The sequence below is a fragment of the Luteolibacter algae genome, assembly GCF_042683045.1.
Classification (GTDB): Bacteria; Verrucomicrobiota; Verrucomicrobiia; order Verrucomicrobiales; family Akkermansiaceae; genus Luteolibacter; species Luteolibacter algae.
Map to the genome: position 1 here is coordinate 386,395 of NZ_JBHUIT010000002.1, position 17,446 is coordinate 403,840.

Consider the following 17,446-nt stretch of genomic DNA (forward strand, 5'->3'; position numbering starts at 1 on the left):
GGTATGGTCAATTCGAAAACGGTAGCACATATTGCATGTGAACCTTGAAGATCAATAGGTCTTATGGGTTATTTTTGAAAAATTCGACCTGCGGGAAAATGGCTCCGGTAGAAGTTTCCAAAAAGTGCGAAAGGGGAGCGACAGTCAGGCAAACTTGAGGAAATGTGGTCCATCTGGTTGGCGAAATAATTTGCAAAGCGCGATCTTTCCGGTCTGTTTGGGCGCTTTTTTACATGCGGGTCGGTCAATTTGCCGCGGAGATTTTTTCATCCGCTTCCGCCTTGTCTCCAGACTGTTCCTCCGGTGCTTCCTGATGGTTGGCACCTTCTGGCTGGTAGCAGAACTCTGCAAACATGGGGAAATGATCCGATCCCACTGATGGCAACCGTTTGAGATGGATGACGCGGAAATGATCCGAGATAAAGATGTGATCCAGGGGCCAACGGAGGAACCAATGGTGAGCGTGAAAGGTGCTGAAGAAACCTCTGCCCACGCGAGGATCCAGTAATCGGCTGATTTTCTGAAACAGGCGCGTCGTCCGTGACCAGGCGACGTCATTCAAATCCCCCAGAACGATGGTCGGTCCACCGTGTTCTTCAGCTCGTTTCCCGATGATCAGGAGTTCCGCATCCCTGTCTGTCGAAGTGCTGTCCTCATCCGGGAAAGGAGGTTTGGGGTGAAGAATATGGAGTTTCACCAAGGTCCCATCGCTGAGGTGGATGGCGGCATGCACTGAAGGAATATTTTCTCTGATAATGTATTCCACGGTGGTTCCGATCAATGGTATCCGCGAGCGAACCACCATCCCATAGGTGTCTTCCTGGGGGAGTTCCACAGCGTGGGGATACTGCCCCGATAGATTGGAGAGCTTGTCGTTCCACCATTTGTCCGTTTCCAATGCTACGAAGATGTCCGGCTGATATTCGCGGATATGGGAGAGGAGTTTATCGCTTTTCCGATTGTACATCAGAACGTTGGAAACCAGAAATTTGATTCTTATCTCGCTGGTTCCGTCCAGGACCTCCTTTTTGTGTAGAGGGGTGTAGCGCCACATCCAGATGGCGAGAGCAAGTAGGGCGGAGGCGAGCAGGAAGATAATCAACCAGTCCCGACCGGTTTCGGAATCCGAAAAACCGAAGATGAACAAACCCGGCATCACCAGTAGACCAGCAACGAATAGCTGAATTCTGGGGAAATCCCAGCCTCTGATCATCCAATAATCGCAACGGATCAAAGGAATGAATGTGCCTATGGTAATAAAGAGGGCAAGGAGTTGGAATATCATTTCAGCGATCACCCAACCAAACAACTCCATGCAGCGGAGTTCGTCAAATGACTCCCGCCGTCAATGATCGGCTGGATATCTTCCGAGAGTGGTTTTCAGCGGTTCCAATTTGTTGGAACTTTTGCTATCCGGTCGGTCGATGAGTCCTTCCGCCCTCGCCAATCTCCTGCACGCGCTTCCTTATGTTGAGGAGACCACACCCTTCGGGCCGGAAGTGCTTGTTCAGAAAGTGGGGGATAAAATGTTCGCCTGCTATCCACCGGTGAAAGAACCTCTCCGGCTGAACTTGAAATGCGATCCGGAGCGAGCCATCGAAATGAGGGAGAAATATGAGGAAATTACTCCCGGATATCATATGAACAAGCGGCACTCGAACACCCTTTTGCTGGATGGGACACTTCCCCCGGAGCTAGTGAAGGAATTAGTAGAACATTCCTACGATCTGGTAATGAAATCGCTCACCAGGAAGAAGCGCGATGAACTGAGCCAAGACAGGTTCCCTTAGAATCCTGTTAGGTTGCTTATAGGATGATAAGTAGCTTTCCGTCGTTTTTCACCAAGGACGCTCGGGAACTGGTCGATAGGAGGAGGATTTTGTCAAAGGTTGAGTGGTCGGGTAATAATGAATCTTGGCTATGTGTCTGATTATCAGGGCTTTGACTGTTAGATAATTGTTTTATCGGATGATTAGTAGTTTGGCTGCCAGGTGGATTGATGGATTGTGAGGGCATTGCCTAAGTTGAATATGCAAGGTTTCCCTGCATTTCATCGAGGTGGTTTTCCATGGAGTGAGAGGTGGGGATGGCTTGTTCACCCTTACACCCCTACCCAATGAAATTAATAAAGTTAATATGTCTTGCTGGCTTGTTGCCCGCTTCCCTGACTGCTCAAACAATTCAGAGCGCAGATTTTTTCAACCCCGATTTCAAGGTTCGTCGGCAGGGCGCAACTTCTGGAATCCTGAATGTCAGTGTCAATACCGCCAAGGTCGAAGGCACCCAAAGTAGTGGATCTACAACGTGGCGTCACTCAGCCGGGGGACATGCCCAGGTGCGGACGAATGTTATCGTGGCAAATCTGGACGCGCAATTGGCTGCCTACACCCAAACTTCCGGGGACTCACTCGTTTTTGGACGGGAAATTACAACAAGCGCCACGTTATTGGGTGAGGATGTCGGAGGGCAAAACCTGACGCCACTGATCAATGATCTGGTAGGTGCGAGCGTTCTCTATAGCTGGGAGTCCGATGCGACGATGTCGGGGCTGGCCATAGCTCCAAACCAAGTTTACGAAGTCAGTTTTCGCGTGACGTCGGGTTCGGGTCTGCCGGCGAATCTTTTGAGCGCTTCCACCTTTGGCATTACCAATCCTGAGGTCTCCGGGACTGGGGCCGGAAGCGCGGAACTCCTGAATTTGCTGGATGTTGTGACGTTGGGAAACCAACCGGATACAGGACTTTTCACCTTTCAATTCCAGTCTTCACAGGCGCTTGATCATTTGGATTTCAAGTTCGCAGCCACTTCGGGAGTCAGCGTTTCCGCACTTGGAGGCTCCGCCGAAAACCAGAATGTTCTTACTTTCTCAGAGTTTACGGTGAATCAGGTCCCTGAGCCATCATCCCTGATGCTTTCGGGTTTGCTTGGTGGTGTCTGCCTGCTGCGGCGCAGACGCTAACTTATATGAATTTGTGCAATCGTAAGACCTTCCATTCACTACGGGGATGGAAGGTTTCTTCGTGTGTTTGTTATGGAAACTTTAATAATCTGGCGATGGCCGATTTTCGATAGACTTAATTTTTGATGGATTGGGAATTTTCATAAGGATGTCTTAATTAGACCTATTGCTATGAATACGATTTTTTCAGGACACACCCATGAGGTAATATCAGGCCGCTTGCCTCAGCGGGGTCTTGCGAGAGCTTCGGAAACCATGGTGGGAGGAGCGGGAGTGGTGGATTTCCGTCATCTTCAGCTGTTTCGGAGGGCGTATTTGGAGCGTGACTACACTTCTGTCGCTGTCGGCACCGGGGCTGCAAAAAGAAGTGTCGTAAAGACCATCCGCGATCTCGAACTGGCCTTCGAGGAAACTCTTTTCATCGAGGATTCGAGAGGACGGCTTGTGCCAACGCCGTTTAGCGAAAGGCTTTTCAATGATTCCGCCAAACTGCAGAATGCGGTGGCGCATCTCATGGAAGAGGTGGAGATCATCCGGAATCACTCCCGTGTCCTGCGACTGGGAGCCACCGCGGCAGTCTTTAGAACTGCTGCCTTCCGTAAAGCGTTTCTGCGGCTTCAGGAGCTCCCGGGTGTGCGAACTGCCTATGTCCCCATAGAGGTGGGAGATGCTGCCAAAGCACTTAGCCAAGGGCATTGTGATTTGTATCTGGGCTTTCTGGATAACGCCGGGGACCGTTTTGAATCCACCATTATTGGTAAGATTCCTGTCCGCGAATATCTTCGAGGAAATTTGCAGGATGATAGCCCGAGGGCGTCCTACGCATTACAGATGGATTTCGGCTACATTCATGATCGGGCAAATCAGCACAGCAAGCGACCGAAACTGAAATTATCGGAGCAGGAGTGGATGGACTGGCTGAGCCACCCGTCCAGCTGTGAGAGAGGGACTGTGGTTCAAGCATTAGAGGTTAGCGTCGATGAGCGCTTCTGGACCACTCTACCTGTCAGGGAGGACAGCCCTTATGCATTTTCCCTGAGTGCGACTTATTTAAAGCAGCATCCCTTCGAGTTCTTACCGGGCCTTTGCGAGCAGTTGAAATCACGTCCATAATTATGTTGATTACGCCGGAAATTCGGGAATTGCAGGCTGTCATTGCCTTGGTCCACGAGCATGGATTTGCAGGCGCGGCGAAGTCGCTAGGCGTTTCGCAGCCTTCCGTAAGCATGCGCATTGCAAAGCTGGAGCAGATTTTCGGCTTCACCCTTTTCCACCGCCGTCCGGAAGGGAATGTGCTTACAGAAGAAGGGATGCGTCTCTTGCCGATTATAAGGAATATTAACTCCGAATACAATAGTCTCCTCAGCCGGGTTTCCTACTGGAGACGGGCACAGAACAAAACGTTGAAGATTCTTGCCGATGGCAGTTAGCTATCCGGATACCTGAGAGATTCTTCCCAGCGGGATAGCGAATCGCAGTCAGCGGAAGAGTGGGCGAGTCTGTGCGGCGATGCAGGTTGGCAGGAGGCCCTGGTCTCATACAGTGCCGATATAGTTCTGACGGGATCTTTCCTGAATGCCGGCAGTGTATCGGGTATAAAAACGGAGCCAATTTTCTGTCAGCGGGGACTCACCGTCGCCTGGAATCCAAATTATTACGATTTCTCGGAAGAAAAATTCAATTTTCCCGACTCCGTGGCGTCCAGTGTTGTCGTGCCGTGCGAGACAATGGCTCTCGGGTTCTGGGAATTTTTATCCCGCTGGTGTAGGGAATCATACGGATTTTCTTTGCTGAGCAACTTGGTGGTATCGACCGAGGCTGAAGCTGTGCGTGAATGTTCCCAAGGGATAGGAGTATTGGTTTTGCCCGGAGACGCGGAAAGTCGATTGCATCTGCGGGGTGCCGGTCTATCTGTGGCAGGTGTTTTCGATTCACTGCTGCCGGAGGCGTTTACCTTTGGCGTCAGGTATCGGGCGGAAGAGCGGAATCCGCTTGTTCTTGAGGCGGTCGCAAGACTGGCGGCAAAAGCGCGCTCCCGGGCTTGTGTATGATCATTCCGGCGTGTGACATTCCGCACACCCGCTCCCGAAAAACTTGCCAAATCCCCGGATCTGTCCCACCTAGTAAGCACATGTGGCGCGGCGTGAGTGGCGCTTTCCAAGTTTTTATCTTATGAAAAATATTCTCATCATCGGAGCCGGCGGAGTCGGCAGTGTAGTCGCCCACAAATGTGCCATGCTCCCGGAAGTCTTCGGCGAAATCACCCTGGCCTCGCGCACGCTTTCCAAGTGTGACGATATCGCCGCTTCGGTATTGCAGAGGACAGGCAAGCAGATTGCGACCGCGAAGGTGGATGCTGATAACTCCGATGAAACCGCGGCCCTCATCAAAAAAGCCGGGGCGGTGCTTTTAATCAATGTCGCACTCCCCTACCAGGACCTCAATCTGATGGATGCGTGTTTGAAGGCTGGTATTGATTACATGGATACTGCCAATTACGAGCCTCTGGACGTGGCGAAGTTCGAGTATTCCTGGCAATGGAAGTATCAGGAGAAATTTGAAGAAGCTGGACTGTCCGCTCTACTCGGTTCTGGCTTTGATCCGGGCGTGACCAATATCTTCACAGCCTGGGCACTGAAACATCATTTTGATGAGATTCACACCCTGGATATCATTGATGTGAACGGGGGCGATCACGGCCATGCTTTTGCGACCAATTTCAATCCCGAGATCAACATCAGGGAGGTTACCGCAGAATGCCGCCACTGGGAGAACGGTGAGTTTGTAGAGAGTGCCCCGATGTCCACCCATCAATCGTTCACCTGCCCGGATGGAGTCGGCAACTATGAAATCTACCGGATGTATCATGAAGAACTCGAATCGTTGGTAAAACACATTCCTACGATCAAACGTGCCCAGTTTTGGATGAGTTTTTCTCCGAATTACCTCAAGCATCTCGAAGTGTTGGAAAATGTTGGCATGACCCGCATCGATGAAGTCGAGTATCAGGGGCAGAAAATCGTTCCGCTACAATTTTTGAAAGCGGTTCTCCCGAATCCCGGCGATCTTGGAGAAACAACGAAAGGTAGAACCTGTATCGGAAACATCATCAGCGGAATCAAGGACGGCAAGCCGAAGGCGATTTACGTTTACAACATCTGCGATCACGAAGCCTGTTTCGAAGAGGTGGGCTCGCAAGCGATTTCCTACACGACTGGCGTGCCGGCAATGATCGGCGCGAAGCAAATGCTTTGCGGTGGATGGAGCAAACCGGGTGTCTGGAACATGGAGCAGCATGATCCCGATTCCTTCATGGCCGATCTCAATGAATTCGGCCTTCCATGGAAATACATCGAGCTGACCCCTGAACAGGCGGCAAGTTTCGAGGTTGCATGATTGAAAGTTCCTGAATTGCGCAAATTCCGGATATTTAAGATCCAAGCCCCAATATTTTAAAAAATATTGGGGCTGCGTTTACATAGTATTGCAAAAATTTGCAATCTGACACGAATTTTGACTTGTCAGTGATGTGGTTTCTTACGACATTCTCAGCGTGAACATCACAAAAACCCATACTTTTCTAACGGCTGCACTCTTGGCAGGTTTTCAGACTGCTGGTGCGCAAGTTACGAACGAAGGTTCCTTCCAGTTCGTTGCTCAATCTTCCGCGACCTACCAGCAAAGCCCGACTGATGTGACCTTCCAAGGTGGCTCTTTCAACATCGGGTTGCGCGATGGCTTGCTGATTTATGAATCTCCATGTATTCTCGATGAATACTTTCCGCCAAATCCACCTGAAGATTTATTTGGAAAAGGAAAATGCGCCCAAGGTGCAACAGGATATATCACCGCCGGAGATATCGACGGGGACGGTGTTAATGATTCCCAGGCGTATGCTACGGTTTCGCAAATTATCGCAGCTCGTTCCATCAGACCGTTTGAACCGCAGAACGTAAGGCTGGTGGCGGCACCTCCATCCGAGCTGCCTCGTCCGCTTTCCGGTTTTACTGGAAGTAGTGCGAAGGTGTTCTTTAACATTCAGTCTCCTATCGGTTCATCAGAATATAGTATTTCCGGGTATCGTTTCAGCCGGGTTTACCTTCCAGGCGATCGTAGCCGTTTCGATAAGGAAATCGTCCCGGGCTCCTATACCTTCACGTTTCCCCGCTTAGGTCAGACTCCTGGCACAAACAACAATCCAATCGCTCAAACCCTTAACCTTTTTCCGACTCTTGACGGCTACCGGAAGGTCAACAATCAGAGAGTAGGCTTTCGTTTCAAAAACGTCATTTTCGACGGCGGTTTCGCCGTGCTCGATCCGAACATCGTTAATGTAATCGAATGGGAGGGCAATACCGGAGAGCGTATTATTCCAGGGAACGACACGGCCTATGTGTCCATCAGAGCACTGACAGCCCCCGAAGATCCAAATTCTGGAACCACGGGCGAGATTATTTTCCCGAACTTTACCGGCGTCTCCAATCAGATCATCTTACCAAGTCCTGTTCAAACCAGTTATGCGTTGGCTCCAGGTTTCTTGGCTCCAGGTGAAAGTGGTTTGTTTGAGATCGAATTTTCTACCTACCGGCCTACGACCTCCGTCGCTTTCGAGCGATCGGTGCGCCGCTTTCGCCTGCCTGTGAAAATGGGGAACTTCATGACTACGGCGCTTCGTGCTGCTCTTCCGGCAAATGCTACTAACGAACAGCGTGATCCAAGTGCGGACTATGACGGAGACGGAGCAAGTAACTTTGCCGAATGGGCTTTTGGCTCGGATCCGGCAAAAGCTGGCAGTGTCCCTCCTGCTCCTAGTTTAGAGCTGGTGAATACTCAGGCAGCGCCCGGAACATTCAGCGAAATCGGTAGCGAGTCCCATGGCCAAGGATGCTGGGAATACAAGGTCGACAAGTTGATCAATCCGATCCCTGCGCTCGACTATCATGTGGAGCACAGCACTGACATGAAAACCTGGGTTCGCATCGATAAGAGTGATGACAAATGGAACTTCCAGGAGACATCGAATCAAATCAAGGTTAGCTGCCAGGATGATGAACTTCATGGCGGAGGTTTCTTCCGTGTGAAAGTTGTGACAAAATAAGAGAAAAGCTTTAGCCTAATCTTTCATAAAGCCCGTCTCGTCTCTGACGACGCGGGCTTTTTTCATTTCCCGGTTTCGGTCCAGATCGGATTATCCAGCGAATACTTATGTTATCCGGATTGCGGATGACCATGAATCTCAGGAAAAGCCGGATCGCCGGGCAAAAAAAGCCCCGCCATGCTCGTGCGAGAGGCGGGGTGATAAGTGAATAAATTTGCTATGGGTTACCCCAAGTTAGTGTAGACCGATTGAACATCATCATCATCCTCAATTTTATCGAGAAGGTTTTCAACGTCTACAATCTGTTCCTCGGTAAGCTCAATCGGCTGCGTGGGTAGCCGCTGAAGTCCGGATTTCTTGGTCTCAATATTCATCGCTTCAACGGCAGCGGTGAGGCTGGCAAATGAAGTATAGTCACCGATCAAGGTGACGATTCCATCATCCACAGACATTTCTTCGAGTCCGGCATCAATCAATTCGAACTCTAACTCCTCGAGATCTTTGCCTTCAGGCGCCTCGAATTCGATGACTGACTTCCGGGTGAACATGAAGTTCAGGGATCCGCTCGGTGCGATCTCTCCACCGTTTTTACCGAGAATGGTTTTTAAATTCCCTACGGAGCGGTTGGTATTATCCGTGGCACATTCGATGTAAAACAAAGAGCCGTGAGGTCCCTTGGCCTCGTAGGTGATTTCTGTGATCTCCGACGCGTCCTTCCCGGCAGCGCGTTTGATCGCGTTTTCAATATTCTCCTTGGAAAGGTTTGCTGCTTTAGCGTTTTGGATGGCAACTCTCAGTGGAGCATTGCTCTCCGGGTCCGGGCCGCCGTTTTTTGCTGCCAGTGTGATGGACTTCGCGAGCTTGGGAAATATTTTGGACATGCTTGCCCATCGCGATTCCTTCGCCCGTCTTCTGCATTCAAACGCTCTTCCCATGGTCTTTCTGAAAATTAGTTGGTTACACGCATTGGCATTAATACGTAGAGGAATGAGCCATCAATGCGAATCACACCCGGGCTCATCTCGTCAATGAGGTCCAGGTAAATATTATCGGTGTCCAGAGCGCGGAGTGGAGCTTGGAGAAACTCGGGATTGAAAGCGATCTGCATATTCGGCCCCCCGTAACTTACCTCCAAAGTCTCTTGCGCTTCACCCACATCCGGTGAGTTCGCGGTCACTTCAATCTGGTTTTCTGAAAAGATCAGCTTAACGGAATTGGATTTATCTGACGAAAGCAAAGATACCCGGCGGACTGTTTCGAGAAGTGCGTCGCGGGATATCACCACGCGCTCGTTACTATCGCCTGGGATAACCTGGCGATAGTTCGGATAGTTTCCTTCGATCAGTTTGCTTGCAAGGAAGGTATCACCAACGGTGAAAGAAATCTGGCTGTCGCTAAGCTTGACCTCGACCTCACCGGAATCTCCCAGCAGACGTTGGATCTCCTGGACCGCCTTCGAGGGGATGATGACATCCGTCTCATGGGAAGCCGGGAATTCCAGATCGGTATCAGCCATGGCGAGGCGCCGGCCATCGGTCGCGACCAGAGCGAGTTTCCCTTCACGGAAAGAAGCGAAAATGCCGTTCAAAACATAGCGTGTCTCATCGGTGGAAATCGCAAAAGAGGTCTTCTTGAGGCCGTTTTTGAGATCCGCTTGCGGGATTTTGAATGTTTTTGCTCCTTCGAAATCCGGGAGCGGAGGGAATTCCGAATCGCTGAGGCCAATGATTTTGAAAGTTGATGGGCCGCTTTTGATGGTTGCGTAATTTTTCGCGTCGACAGTGACCTCGACTTCACTGGAAGGCAGTTCTTTCACAATGCTTACCAAGCGTTTGGCGGGGAGGGTCGTGGCACCTTCCTTTTCGATCGATGCTTCAACAGATCCGGTGATGCCGACATCAAGGTCTGTGGTGGTAAAAATCAAACGCCCTTCTTTTGCGACCAAAAGGACGTTTGAGAGGATGGGCAGAGTGGTTCTGGAGCTCACCACGTGCTGAACCTTTTGCAAACCTTCGAGGAAAACGTCTTTGGAAATACTGAACTTCATAAGCTGAATATGCACAGTGTGCTTCTGCGAGTGTCTGTTTTCATTCCGCCTTTGCAAGCATACAGTCACCGGAATCCCAAGATATTTTCCCTCATGCTACTACAGGTGGTATGCTATGGGTGCGAGAGGCACAAAAAAGGCAAGGTTCGACGGTTCCTGAGGAAATGTTGGGCGGGTTAAAAGTTTCGCCTAGCCGCGCCCCCTTCCGGACGGGTAGTTTGTCCGCATGAATCGCTTCCTGCCACTGGCACTGATAGCCCTGCTTCTGATCATTTTCCGTTTCATCGGGAGTCTTTTCCCGGAGACACTACCCAATTTTCAACCCCTTGCCGCTTTGTTCTTTTGCGGTGCCTGTATGGCCAAGGATTGGAGGGCTTGGGCGCTACCACTCTCCGCTTGGTTGGTCACGTATCCCGCTCCGGCGCTCATCGAAGGAAACAACAGCTATCTTTCGGTGGATGCACTACTCACAACGGGGCTGGCTTTTGTCGCCACTTATTTCATTGGTAAAGCTCTTTCCGGGCGGGGCCTTGGGACATTGTTGCTAGGATCCATCGCAGCAGCACTTGCCTTTCATCTGATCACCAACGGAATCGCTTGGATCGGGAGTCCTATTTATGCAAAAAATCTAACCGGCCTGTCCCAATCGCTCTGGACAGGGCCCGCTGGCAGTCCGTTCCCGTCTTGGGTGTTTTTGAGAAACATGACTGCGGCGAATCTGATTTTTACCACGGTTTTTCTCTCCGCGCGTTTCGCTTTACCCCGTTTTTCCCCTGTGTCAGCGGAGCTTGCCACTAGATAAACCTTGCCGCCTGCGCCTCACACCTCTACTCAGCAACCGATTTCACTAACCCGATTCTCCATCATGTCCGATCTGAATTTCGCCACCTCTCCCATTAACCAGTCTCTCAGCAATGAGAGAAAACTCGAGCTCTTCACTCAGATGGTGCGCATTCGCCGCTTCGAGCAAGCTGCTTTGAAAAACTATAGCGCAGGGAAAATGGGAGGGTTCCTCCACCTTTACATCGGGCAGGAATCGGTAGCCGTTGGCACGATCTCCCTCGGCGGCGCTGACGATCATTTCATCACCGCTTATCGCGATCACGGCCACGCCCTTGCTGTAGGGATGGGGATGAATGAATGCATGGCGGAGATGTATGGCAAGCAAACCGGTTGCTCAAAAGGAAAAGGCGGCTCGATGCATTTCTTTGCTCCCGACAAAAACTTCTGGGGAGGTCACGGAATCGTCGCCGGCCAGACACCGCTCGGTCTTGGCCTGGCTTACGGTCTGAAATATCTTAACAAGGAGGGCTGCTGCCTTTGCTATCTTGGCGATGGTGCGGTTAACCAAGGTGCTTTCCACGAGTCTCTCAACATTGCCTCTCTATTCGGCATTCCGGTTGTTTATGTCATCGAGAACAACGGCTACTCCATGGGGACTTCCCAGAGCCGCTCGTCCGCATATTCAGGATGTCTTGCACAGCGTGCGGAGGCCTACGCCATTGAATGGGATGTCATTGATGGCTCTGATATCTACGAGGTGCGTGCAAAAACGCACATCGCCATGGAGCGCGCCCGCAAGGAACAAAAGCCAACCGTTCTGGAGATCGATACCTACCGCTATTACGGCCACAGCGTTGCCGATGCGAACCATAAGAAATACCGCACTCCTGAGGAGATCGAGAATTACAAGCAGAACCACGATCCGATCAACGTCTTCCGCCGGAAGCTCACTGAAGAAGGCGTGCTCGACGAGGAAATGGCGGACAAGATCAACAAGGACGCACAAGCGGAAGCTGCCGCTGCAGTGAAATTTGCCGACGAGTCGCCGGCGCCGACAATCCCGGACATTTCCACAGATGTCTATTGGGAAACCGACAACAACACCGAGGCGTCAAAAATCGGTCATCACTTCTTTGCCTAATCCACAGTTCCCGGATCACCACACACTTCTTAATCCAATTTTCCATATATCATGCGCACTTTGACCTACCGTGAAGCCCTCCGTGAAGGACTCGATGAAGAACTCGCCAGAGACGAAAATGTCGTCCTCATGGGTGAGGAAGTCGCTCAATATAACGGAGCTTATAAAGTTACCGAAGGCCTCTGGGCTAAATGGGGTGACAAGCGCGTTGTCGATACACCGATTTCCGAAGCCGGGTTCATCGGCATGGGGATCGGGGCTTCCATGCTCGGCGTCCGTCCTGTCATGGAGCTGATGTTCTGGTCATTCCACTCCGTCGCCTTCGATCAGCTGGTTAACAATGCCGCATGTGTTCGTTATATGTCCGGTGGCCTTTGCAACTGCCCGATTGTGGTTCGTGGCCCTGCAAACGGCGGCACGAACGTTGGAGCGACTCACTCACACATTCCCGAAGGACTTTTCGCAGCCTTTCCAGGCTTGAAAGTTTGTTCTCCGGCAACCCCGGCTGATGCAAAAGGTCTGATCAAAGCGGCAATCCGCGATAATGATCCAGTCTACGTCATGGAAAATACTCTTCTCTACGGAATGACTGGAGAGGTTCCGGATCCTGCGGATGGCGATTTCGTGATTCCTCTCGGCAAGGCGGAAGTAAAACGCGAAGGTGCGGATATTTCGTTAATTGCGCACGGCCGCTCCACAATCAGTGCGCTACAAGCTGCGGAAACACTCCAGGCAGAGCACGGCATCAATGCGGAAGTGCTGGATCTTCGCTCCATCCGCCCACTTGACGTGGATGCGATTCTTGCGACCGTCGCAAAGACACATCGCGTGGTTCTTGTGGATGAATCGAAGCCGTTCGGTGGCGTATCGGCAATGGTTTCCCACCTGATCCAGGAGCATGCCTTCGATGAGCTGGACGCTCCGATCAAGCGGGTCTGCACAATTGATGCACCGGCAATCTACTCACCACATATCGAGAACGAGCAGTTGCCAAACCCGCGTCGTATTGTGGAGAAAGTGCTTACCATGTTCTGATTTTCCACACAGCGGCAAGCTGGAATAATGTTTCAATCAAAAAGCCATCACCGGGATTTCTGGTGATGGCTTTTTCTTTCGAAAACCAGCGGAGCGTTAAGGTTCTTGTTTACGGTATTCGTCCAGCCGCTCCATGGCTTGCTTTTCGTAAGACCGTTTGAGCTGCCAGAGCGGTCTCTCAAGTTCTGCTTCCCATGCGAAAAGCTCTTTGAACATTGTGCGGACTTTTTCAGGATTTGCATCCGCCAGGTTGTTATCCTCCGAGGGGTCGGCTGCGATGTTGTAAAGTTCCGCAGGTCTGTCCGGAAAACGGAGAAGCTTCCAATCTCCTTTGCGGATCGTTCCCCGGCATTCCTTTTTCCAAAACAGTGTCTCGTGGGGAAGTGCGGTGTTTTGTCCTGTCAGGAAAGGCATTAGATCCACTCCGTCGAGCCCTTCTATCCCAGCGGGATTGCCACCTCCCAAAGCGACGAACGTTGGGAGGAAATCCAGGGTGCTGACTGGATTCTTGAAGGTGCTTCCGGCTTCCAGGCGGCCTTTCCAGGACATGATTCCCGGGACGCGAATTCCACCCTCCAGGTGGGTCGCCTTCGTTCCGCTGAGCGGATAGTTGCTTGATGAATTGCTATCCGTTGGGCCGCCATTGTCGTTGGTGAAAATAATCAGAGTGTCTTCCCGCAGTCCCAGTTCATCCAATTTGGCGAGAATTTGCCCGCAGGCCCGGTCCAGGGATAGAGTCATTTGCGCCACTTTCCGCCGCCGTCCCTCCAATTGTGGAAACTCTTTGGCATCCCCGGGATCGATATCCATTGGGGAATGGACCGCATTGAAAGATACATAGGCAAAAAACGGTTTTTCTTTATTCCGCTGCATGAAATCGCAGGTTTCATCAGCAAGCCTGTCGGTCAGATAGCCCTCATGCTCCACAAATTCGCCGAATCCACGCTCGATCAGTTTGCCTTTTTCGGTGGCCGCATCATCGGGATAGGCGTAGTAGTTGCGGGCTCCACCTCGAAAGCCATAAAACTCGTCAAATCCCCGCTTGAGAGGGTGATATCGATCGGCATCCCCCATGTGCCATTTGTCGAAGATCGCCGTGCGGTAGCCAAGTTTTTTCAGATGATCCGCAATTGTCGGGATCCCCAGAGGCAGTCCCATATCTTCTCCGGTCAGCCCGGACTCGCTCATGTAGCCGGGAACATTGTTTTCCTCGAAGCCGAAGCGTTGTTGGTATTTTCCGGTCAGAAGCCCAGCTCTAGAGGGGCCACACACCGCCGCCGTCACATAGAACTCCGAGAACAGGATTCCGCTTTTCGCCAGCTTATCGAGATTGGGTGTCTTGAAATGGCGGCTTCCTTGGAAGCCAAAATCCGCATACCCGGCATCGTCGGAGAAAAGTAACAGAATATTCGGCTGCTTCTCTTCTGCTCCCGCAGTGCAGATTCCAGCAAAGTTCAGTGGGAGACTTGTCAAAAAGCCTAAAAAGCAATTTTTCAAAAGAGCTATCATTGTCAACAGTCTACGAAGACGGATAGCCCAGTCTATCCAAATCTATGACTGCCGTCCGCTCACTCTGCTTCCAGGAGAGCACAGTGGCGGATCAGACAGGATGCTATCGAACCGGTTAGATTGCGTGGGCCCGTGCGCCGCGAGCAATCTGGTTGCCGACTTGGCCGATGGCATTTTGGCGGGGCATGTGTTTGGCCGATGCTGTAGCTGAAATCAAGTCTGCCAGCTGCTGTGGCCATTGCGCGGCATCTTCGGCTGATAGTTTGAGATCGAAATCATCTGATGTGCTTAGATCCGTGACATTCAGAGTCGGGGTGAGAGCGTGAGCGATGCAGGCTCGTTTCCCGGAGGCGTGAAGGATCATATTTGCAGCGGCTCCCAGTCCGGTGACGAGCTCAACCGGGTTTTCCGTGATGCACTGCATGATATGAAAACCGGGAGTGGAAATATCTTGGGCGAAGCTCAAGGTGGGTGTCCATTCCGATACCCCGGTGGCTTTTCGGAACACCGCGCAATCGCGAAGCGGGTCTTTTTCGGGAAGAATCACGCTGCCTCCCTGGCCAACGATTTGCCGGGCTACTTCTGCGAGAGCTCGGGATAGACCATCACTCAAATCCTCGCCGGACATGATCGCTATGCTCAGATCCTTACCCGCACCCTCGGCTCTTTGGGGGATGGGTGTCTTTGAAAATTCTTCCCGGAACCAGGAGTCTACCGCTGTGATGGTGTTCGCTGTGCCGCGGGAGCCTTGGATGGTGAGCCATCCGAAGTTTTCAAGATCGATTTGGCGGGTTTTGATTGCCTCGGTGATCTCCGGGAAGCCAACGTCTTTGCCGCTCATCGCGGAGCGCAGGAAGTTGAGGGAAACCATTTCACAGCCCAGCGAAAGGAAAACGCAACGCTCGACCAAGGAATGGGAAGAGTAACTGAGCATAAAATTGATGATTTCCGAGCCCGTTGTGACTCCGCAGCCCTCGGTATTAGTCAACACGACGAAGCGCGAGACTTTCCCGCTGGCAAGAAGCTCACCGTTTTCATTGAGGCGGCGTGCCGCCTGCTCCGCAGTGGCAACCGAGCAGCCAACCGTCGGCAAAATAAGACCGACGCGATCCTTCGGAACAGCCCGGCCGTTTTTCAAAACTGCCTCGAAAGTGAAATCCAGTTCGTTTGCCGAAGCTTCCCGATTCAGCGGGATAGGATCGCCGGGAAGCCGCGAGGCGATCAAGGGAGCATGGTCGGACGGTGGCTCCATGAAGAATTTCCGCCTCCAGAGCAGATCGATGTTCTGGTGGGCTTTTTCTCCGTTGGTGCGCTCACCCGAAGCGATGGCAGCAATCTTATCGAGACTCTCGGCGGTGAGATCTTCCATCGACATACCGTCGAGGTAGCGTCCCGCGTTGATATCAATATCATCCTTCATCAGCTCGTAACGCTCGGTGGTATTTACGATTTTGACGGTTGGGACGATGGAAGAGTTTGTCGGTGTGCCGCGTCCTGTGACAAAGAGCACGATATTGCAGCCCGCAGCTGCCTGGCCGGTATAGCTGGCAATGTCACCGCCCATACCATCCATGAAATAGAATCCCGGTGAGGCCATTCGTTCGCCGTATTCTGAAACGTGCTCGATGGGAATTGCCGGATCGCGTTTGATCGCCGCGCCCAACGATTTCAAAGTGATGTTGTAGAGCCCGCCGAGAAGATTGCCCTCGGAAGGGTTTTTATCGACCTTTCCACCATGCCAGCCGAGCTGGGCCTTGAAGCGATCAAGCATGGAAAGAAAGCGTGGCCCGATCCCGGGATCCGCGATGTAGGAAAGCGTGTAGTCCTCCGCGCCCGCGAGTTCCGGAGTTTCGGTAAGGTTTGCGCTACCGCCGTAATAGATCACCTCCCTTGCGATTGCTGAGGAGAGCACATTTCCGCTGATGCCGGAGAATGCATCCGATGCCCCGCAGTTGAGACCGATCTTCAGTTCGGAGAACGGGCGCTCTGTGCGGACCGATTGGTTTGCTTCGCTCAGGCCTTTGCTGGTTTCCGCACAGATTTTCGCGAGATCGCTCTCGAAGGTATCCGCGGCTGTGACCGAATGGACTGGCAGGTCGCTGACATCCGGGCCGTTGTTCGCGATCCATTGCAGGAGCTCGGCATTGGTGATTTCTCCTTCGGTCTGTGTATCAATCGCGATCAATGCACCGACATTGGGATGTGTGACCAGACCGGAAAGCGTGCGCAGAGTCCTTTCGCGTTCCTCGGCGTCGGTTTCCGCTCCTTCCGTGTGACGGATGGCGACGACGTCATCGACATTGTCAAAATTATCGATTTTTCCCTGAAAACTCTCGGCAGCACGTTGTGCCAAGGCGGAAGTGCGCGAGGTGGTGCCAAGGATAACAACGAGATTCCTGGTTCCTGTGCCGCGTGGGCCGCGGAAATGACCTTTGAAACTACGGGATGTCTCATACTTTGTCAGCGGCTTCGGGGCAGACCACGCAGACTCATCGAAGGAGTAAGGCGGCATGTCGTCGATGAAGTTTGGCTCCTTCGGAATATCGAGGCCGCGGTATTTCGGATCCTGCTGGATGGAAAAGCGATCAAGGACGCCCTGATTGCAGAGGTATTCGCCCGGCTGGATATCACGAATCGCACGGCCAAACGGATACTCCCATGAGGTAATCAGCTCTCCCTCGCGGATCGCCCGTGCGGCGAAACGATGTCCGGTGAGAACATCGTGCCGCATGAGAATCGTGCGACTGTCGTGAAGCAATTGCTGACCTTTTTTCAGGTCTTGTGTCGCGATGACCGCATTGTCTCCCGGAAGGGGGAAACGCGCGAAGCCATCGATCGGGGCAGCTTGGGAAGTTGAAGGAGTCATGGCAAAAA

General features: G+C 52.1%; 15 protein-coding genes. 9 read left to right on the forward strand and 6 right to left on the reverse strand.

Going from position 1 to position 17,446, the window contains the following annotated elements:
• Positions 1-244: 244 nt before the first annotated feature.
• The gene (locus ACFSSA_RS02910; protein ID WP_386818271.1) at positions 245-1,285 is read right to left on the reverse strand and encodes an endonuclease/exonuclease/phosphatase family protein; all 1,041 of its coding nucleotides are present in this window, start codon (positions 1,283-1,285) and stop codon (positions 245-247) included.
• A 139-nt stretch (positions 1,286-1,424) separates the two neighbouring features.
• Between ACFSSA_RS02910 and ACFSSA_RS02915 the strand changes: the two genes are divergently transcribed.
• The 4 genes from ACFSSA_RS02915 to ACFSSA_RS02930 all read left to right on the forward strand — a co-directional run bounded on the left by ACFSSA_RS02915 (position 1,425) and on the right by ACFSSA_RS02930 (position 4,389).
• Complete coding sequence (locus tag ACFSSA_RS02915; protein ID WP_386818272.1) at positions 1,425-1,790, forward strand: MmcQ/YjbR family DNA-binding protein; 366 nt, start codon at positions 1,425-1,427, stop codon at positions 1,788-1,790.
• A 326-nt stretch (positions 1,791-2,116) separates the two neighbouring features.
• Positions 2,117-2,959: a PEP-CTERM sorting domain-containing protein gene (locus ACFSSA_RS02920; RefSeq protein WP_386818273.1), complete on the forward strand. Its 843-nt coding sequence runs from the start codon at positions 2,117-2,119 to the stop codon at positions 2,957-2,959.
• 171 nt (positions 2,960-3,130) lie between these two features.
• Positions 3,131-4,072, forward strand: coding sequence for a hypothetical protein (locus ACFSSA_RS02925; RefSeq protein ID WP_386818274.1), 942 nt, complete (start codon positions 3,131-3,133; stop codon positions 4,070-4,072).
• Between the two features lie 2 nt (positions 4,073-4,074).
• Positions 4,075-4,389: a LysR family transcriptional regulator gene (locus ACFSSA_RS02930; protein WP_386818275.1), complete on the forward strand. Its 315-nt coding sequence runs from the start codon at positions 4,075-4,077 to the stop codon at positions 4,387-4,389.
• Between the two features lie 224 nt (positions 4,390-4,613).
• Here ACFSSA_RS02930 and ACFSSA_RS02935 read toward each other — a convergent pair whose 3' ends face one another.
• Positions 4,614-5,120 (reverse strand): hypothetical protein, encoded by a 507-nt coding sequence (locus ACFSSA_RS02935; RefSeq protein WP_386818276.1) that lies wholly within the window; start codon positions 5,118-5,120, stop codon positions 4,614-4,616.
• A gap of 11 nt (positions 5,121-5,131) precedes the next feature.
• On the opposite strand from ACFSSA_RS02935, the gene ACFSSA_RS02940 reads away from it, so the two are divergent.
• Together ACFSSA_RS02940 and ACFSSA_RS02945 are read left to right on the forward strand one after the other, a co-directional pair.
• Positions 5,132-6,355 carry a saccharopine dehydrogenase family protein gene (locus ACFSSA_RS02940; RefSeq protein WP_386818277.1) on the forward strand — a complete coding sequence of 408 codons (1,224 nt, stop codon included), beginning with the start codon at positions 5,132-5,134 and terminating at the stop codon, positions 6,353-6,355.
• Between the two features lie 157 nt (positions 6,356-6,512).
• A complete protein-coding gene (locus ACFSSA_RS02945) occupies positions 6,513-8,057 on the forward strand; it encodes a hypothetical protein (RefSeq protein ID WP_386818278.1) in 1,545 nt (514 codons plus the stop codon).
• Positions 8,058-8,281: 224 nt separating this feature from the next.
• Here the strand turns inward: ACFSSA_RS02945 and ACFSSA_RS02950 are convergent, their stop codons facing one another.
• Entirely contained in the window at positions 8,282-8,992 is a 711-nt protein-coding gene (locus tag ACFSSA_RS02950) for a YebC/PmpR family DNA-binding transcriptional regulator (RefSeq protein ID WP_386818279.1), read from the reverse strand.
• Between the two features lie 14 nt (positions 8,993-9,006).
• A complete protein-coding gene (gene dnaN, locus ACFSSA_RS02955) occupies positions 9,007-10,104 on the reverse strand; it encodes a DNA polymerase III subunit beta (RefSeq protein WP_386818280.1) in 1,098 nt (365 codons plus the stop codon).
• A gap of 226 nt (positions 10,105-10,330) precedes the next feature.
• On the opposite strand from dnaN, the gene ACFSSA_RS02960 reads away from it, so the two are divergent.
• The 3 genes from ACFSSA_RS02960 to ACFSSA_RS02970 all read left to right on the forward strand — a co-directional run bounded on the left by ACFSSA_RS02960 (position 10,331) and on the right by ACFSSA_RS02970 (position 13,063).
• Positions 10,331-10,906: a DUF6580 family putative transport protein gene (locus ACFSSA_RS02960; RefSeq protein WP_386818281.1), complete on the forward strand. Its 576-nt coding sequence runs from the start codon at positions 10,331-10,333 to the stop codon at positions 10,904-10,906.
• A gap of 63 nt (positions 10,907-10,969) precedes the next feature.
• Complete coding sequence (gene pdhA / locus ACFSSA_RS02965) at positions 10,970-12,028, forward strand: pyruvate dehydrogenase (acetyl-transferring) E1 component subunit alpha (RefSeq protein ID WP_386818282.1); 1,059 nt, start codon at positions 10,970-10,972, stop codon at positions 12,026-12,028.
• A gap of 51 nt (positions 12,029-12,079) precedes the next feature.
• Positions 12,080-13,063, forward strand: a complete 984-nt coding sequence (locus ACFSSA_RS02970; protein WP_386818283.1) for an alpha-ketoacid dehydrogenase subunit beta — start codon at positions 12,080-12,082, stop codon at positions 13,061-13,063.
• A 96-nt stretch (positions 13,064-13,159) separates the two neighbouring features.
• Here the strand turns inward: ACFSSA_RS02970 and ACFSSA_RS02975 are convergent, their stop codons facing one another.
• Both ACFSSA_RS02975 and ACFSSA_RS02980 read right to left on the reverse strand, forming a co-directional pair.
• Positions 13,160-14,572 carry a sulfatase-like hydrolase/transferase gene (locus ACFSSA_RS02975; protein ID WP_386818284.1) on the reverse strand — a complete coding sequence of 471 codons (1,413 nt, stop codon included), beginning with the start codon at positions 14,570-14,572 and terminating at the stop codon, positions 13,160-13,162.
• 115 nt (positions 14,573-14,687) lie between these two features.
• Positions 14,688-17,438, reverse strand: coding sequence for a UxaA family hydrolase (locus ACFSSA_RS02980; protein WP_386818285.1), 2,751 nt, complete (start codon positions 17,436-17,438; stop codon positions 14,688-14,690).
• Positions 17,439-17,446: the final 8 nt, after the last annotated feature.

Excerpts from the sequence above, each read along its gene's own strand:
- ACFSSA_RS02970 (WP_386818283.1), top strand. The coding sequence starts at position 12,080 with ATGCGCACTTTGACCTACCGTGAAGCCCTCCGTGAAGGACTCGATGAA.
- pdhA (WP_386818282.1), top strand. The coding sequence starts at position 10,970 with ATGTCCGATCTGAATTTCGCCACCTCTCCCATTAACCAGTCTCTCAGC.
- ACFSSA_RS02975 (WP_386818284.1), bottom strand. The coding sequence starts at position 14,572 with ATGATAGCTCTTTTGAAAAATTGCTTTTTAGGCTTTTTGACAAGTCTC.
- ACFSSA_RS02920 (WP_386818273.1), top strand. The coding sequence starts at position 2,117 with ATGAAATTAATAAAGTTAATATGTCTTGCTGGCTTGTTGCCCGCTTCC.
- ACFSSA_RS02980 (WP_386818285.1), bottom strand. The coding sequence starts at position 17,438 with ATGACTCCTTCAACTTCCCAAGCTGCCCCGATCGATGGCTTCGCGCGT.
- ACFSSA_RS02940 (WP_386818277.1), top strand. The coding sequence starts at position 5,132 with ATGAAAAATATTCTCATCATCGGAGCCGGCGGAGTCGGCAGTGTAGTC.
- ACFSSA_RS02950 (WP_386818279.1), bottom strand. The coding sequence starts at position 8,992 with ATGGGAAGAGCGTTTGAATGCAGAAGACGGGCGAAGGAATCGCGATGG.
- dnaN (WP_386818280.1), bottom strand. The coding sequence starts at position 10,104 with ATGAAGTTCAGTATTTCCAAAGACGTTTTCCTCGAAGGTTTGCAAAAG.
- ACFSSA_RS02910 (WP_386818271.1), bottom strand. The coding sequence starts at position 1,285 with ATGATATTCCAACTCCTTGCCCTCTTTATTACCATAGGCACATTCATT.
- ACFSSA_RS02960 (WP_386818281.1), top strand. The coding sequence starts at position 10,331 with ATGAATCGCTTCCTGCCACTGGCACTGATAGCCCTGCTTCTGATCATT.
- ACFSSA_RS02925 (WP_386818274.1), top strand. The coding sequence starts at position 3,131 with ATGAATACGATTTTTTCAGGACACACCCATGAGGTAATATCAGGCCGC.
- ACFSSA_RS02915 (WP_386818272.1), top strand. The coding sequence starts at position 1,425 with ATGAGTCCTTCCGCCCTCGCCAATCTCCTGCACGCGCTTCCTTATGTT.
- ACFSSA_RS02930 (WP_386818275.1), top strand. The coding sequence starts at position 4,075 with ATGTTGATTACGCCGGAAATTCGGGAATTGCAGGCTGTCATTGCCTTG.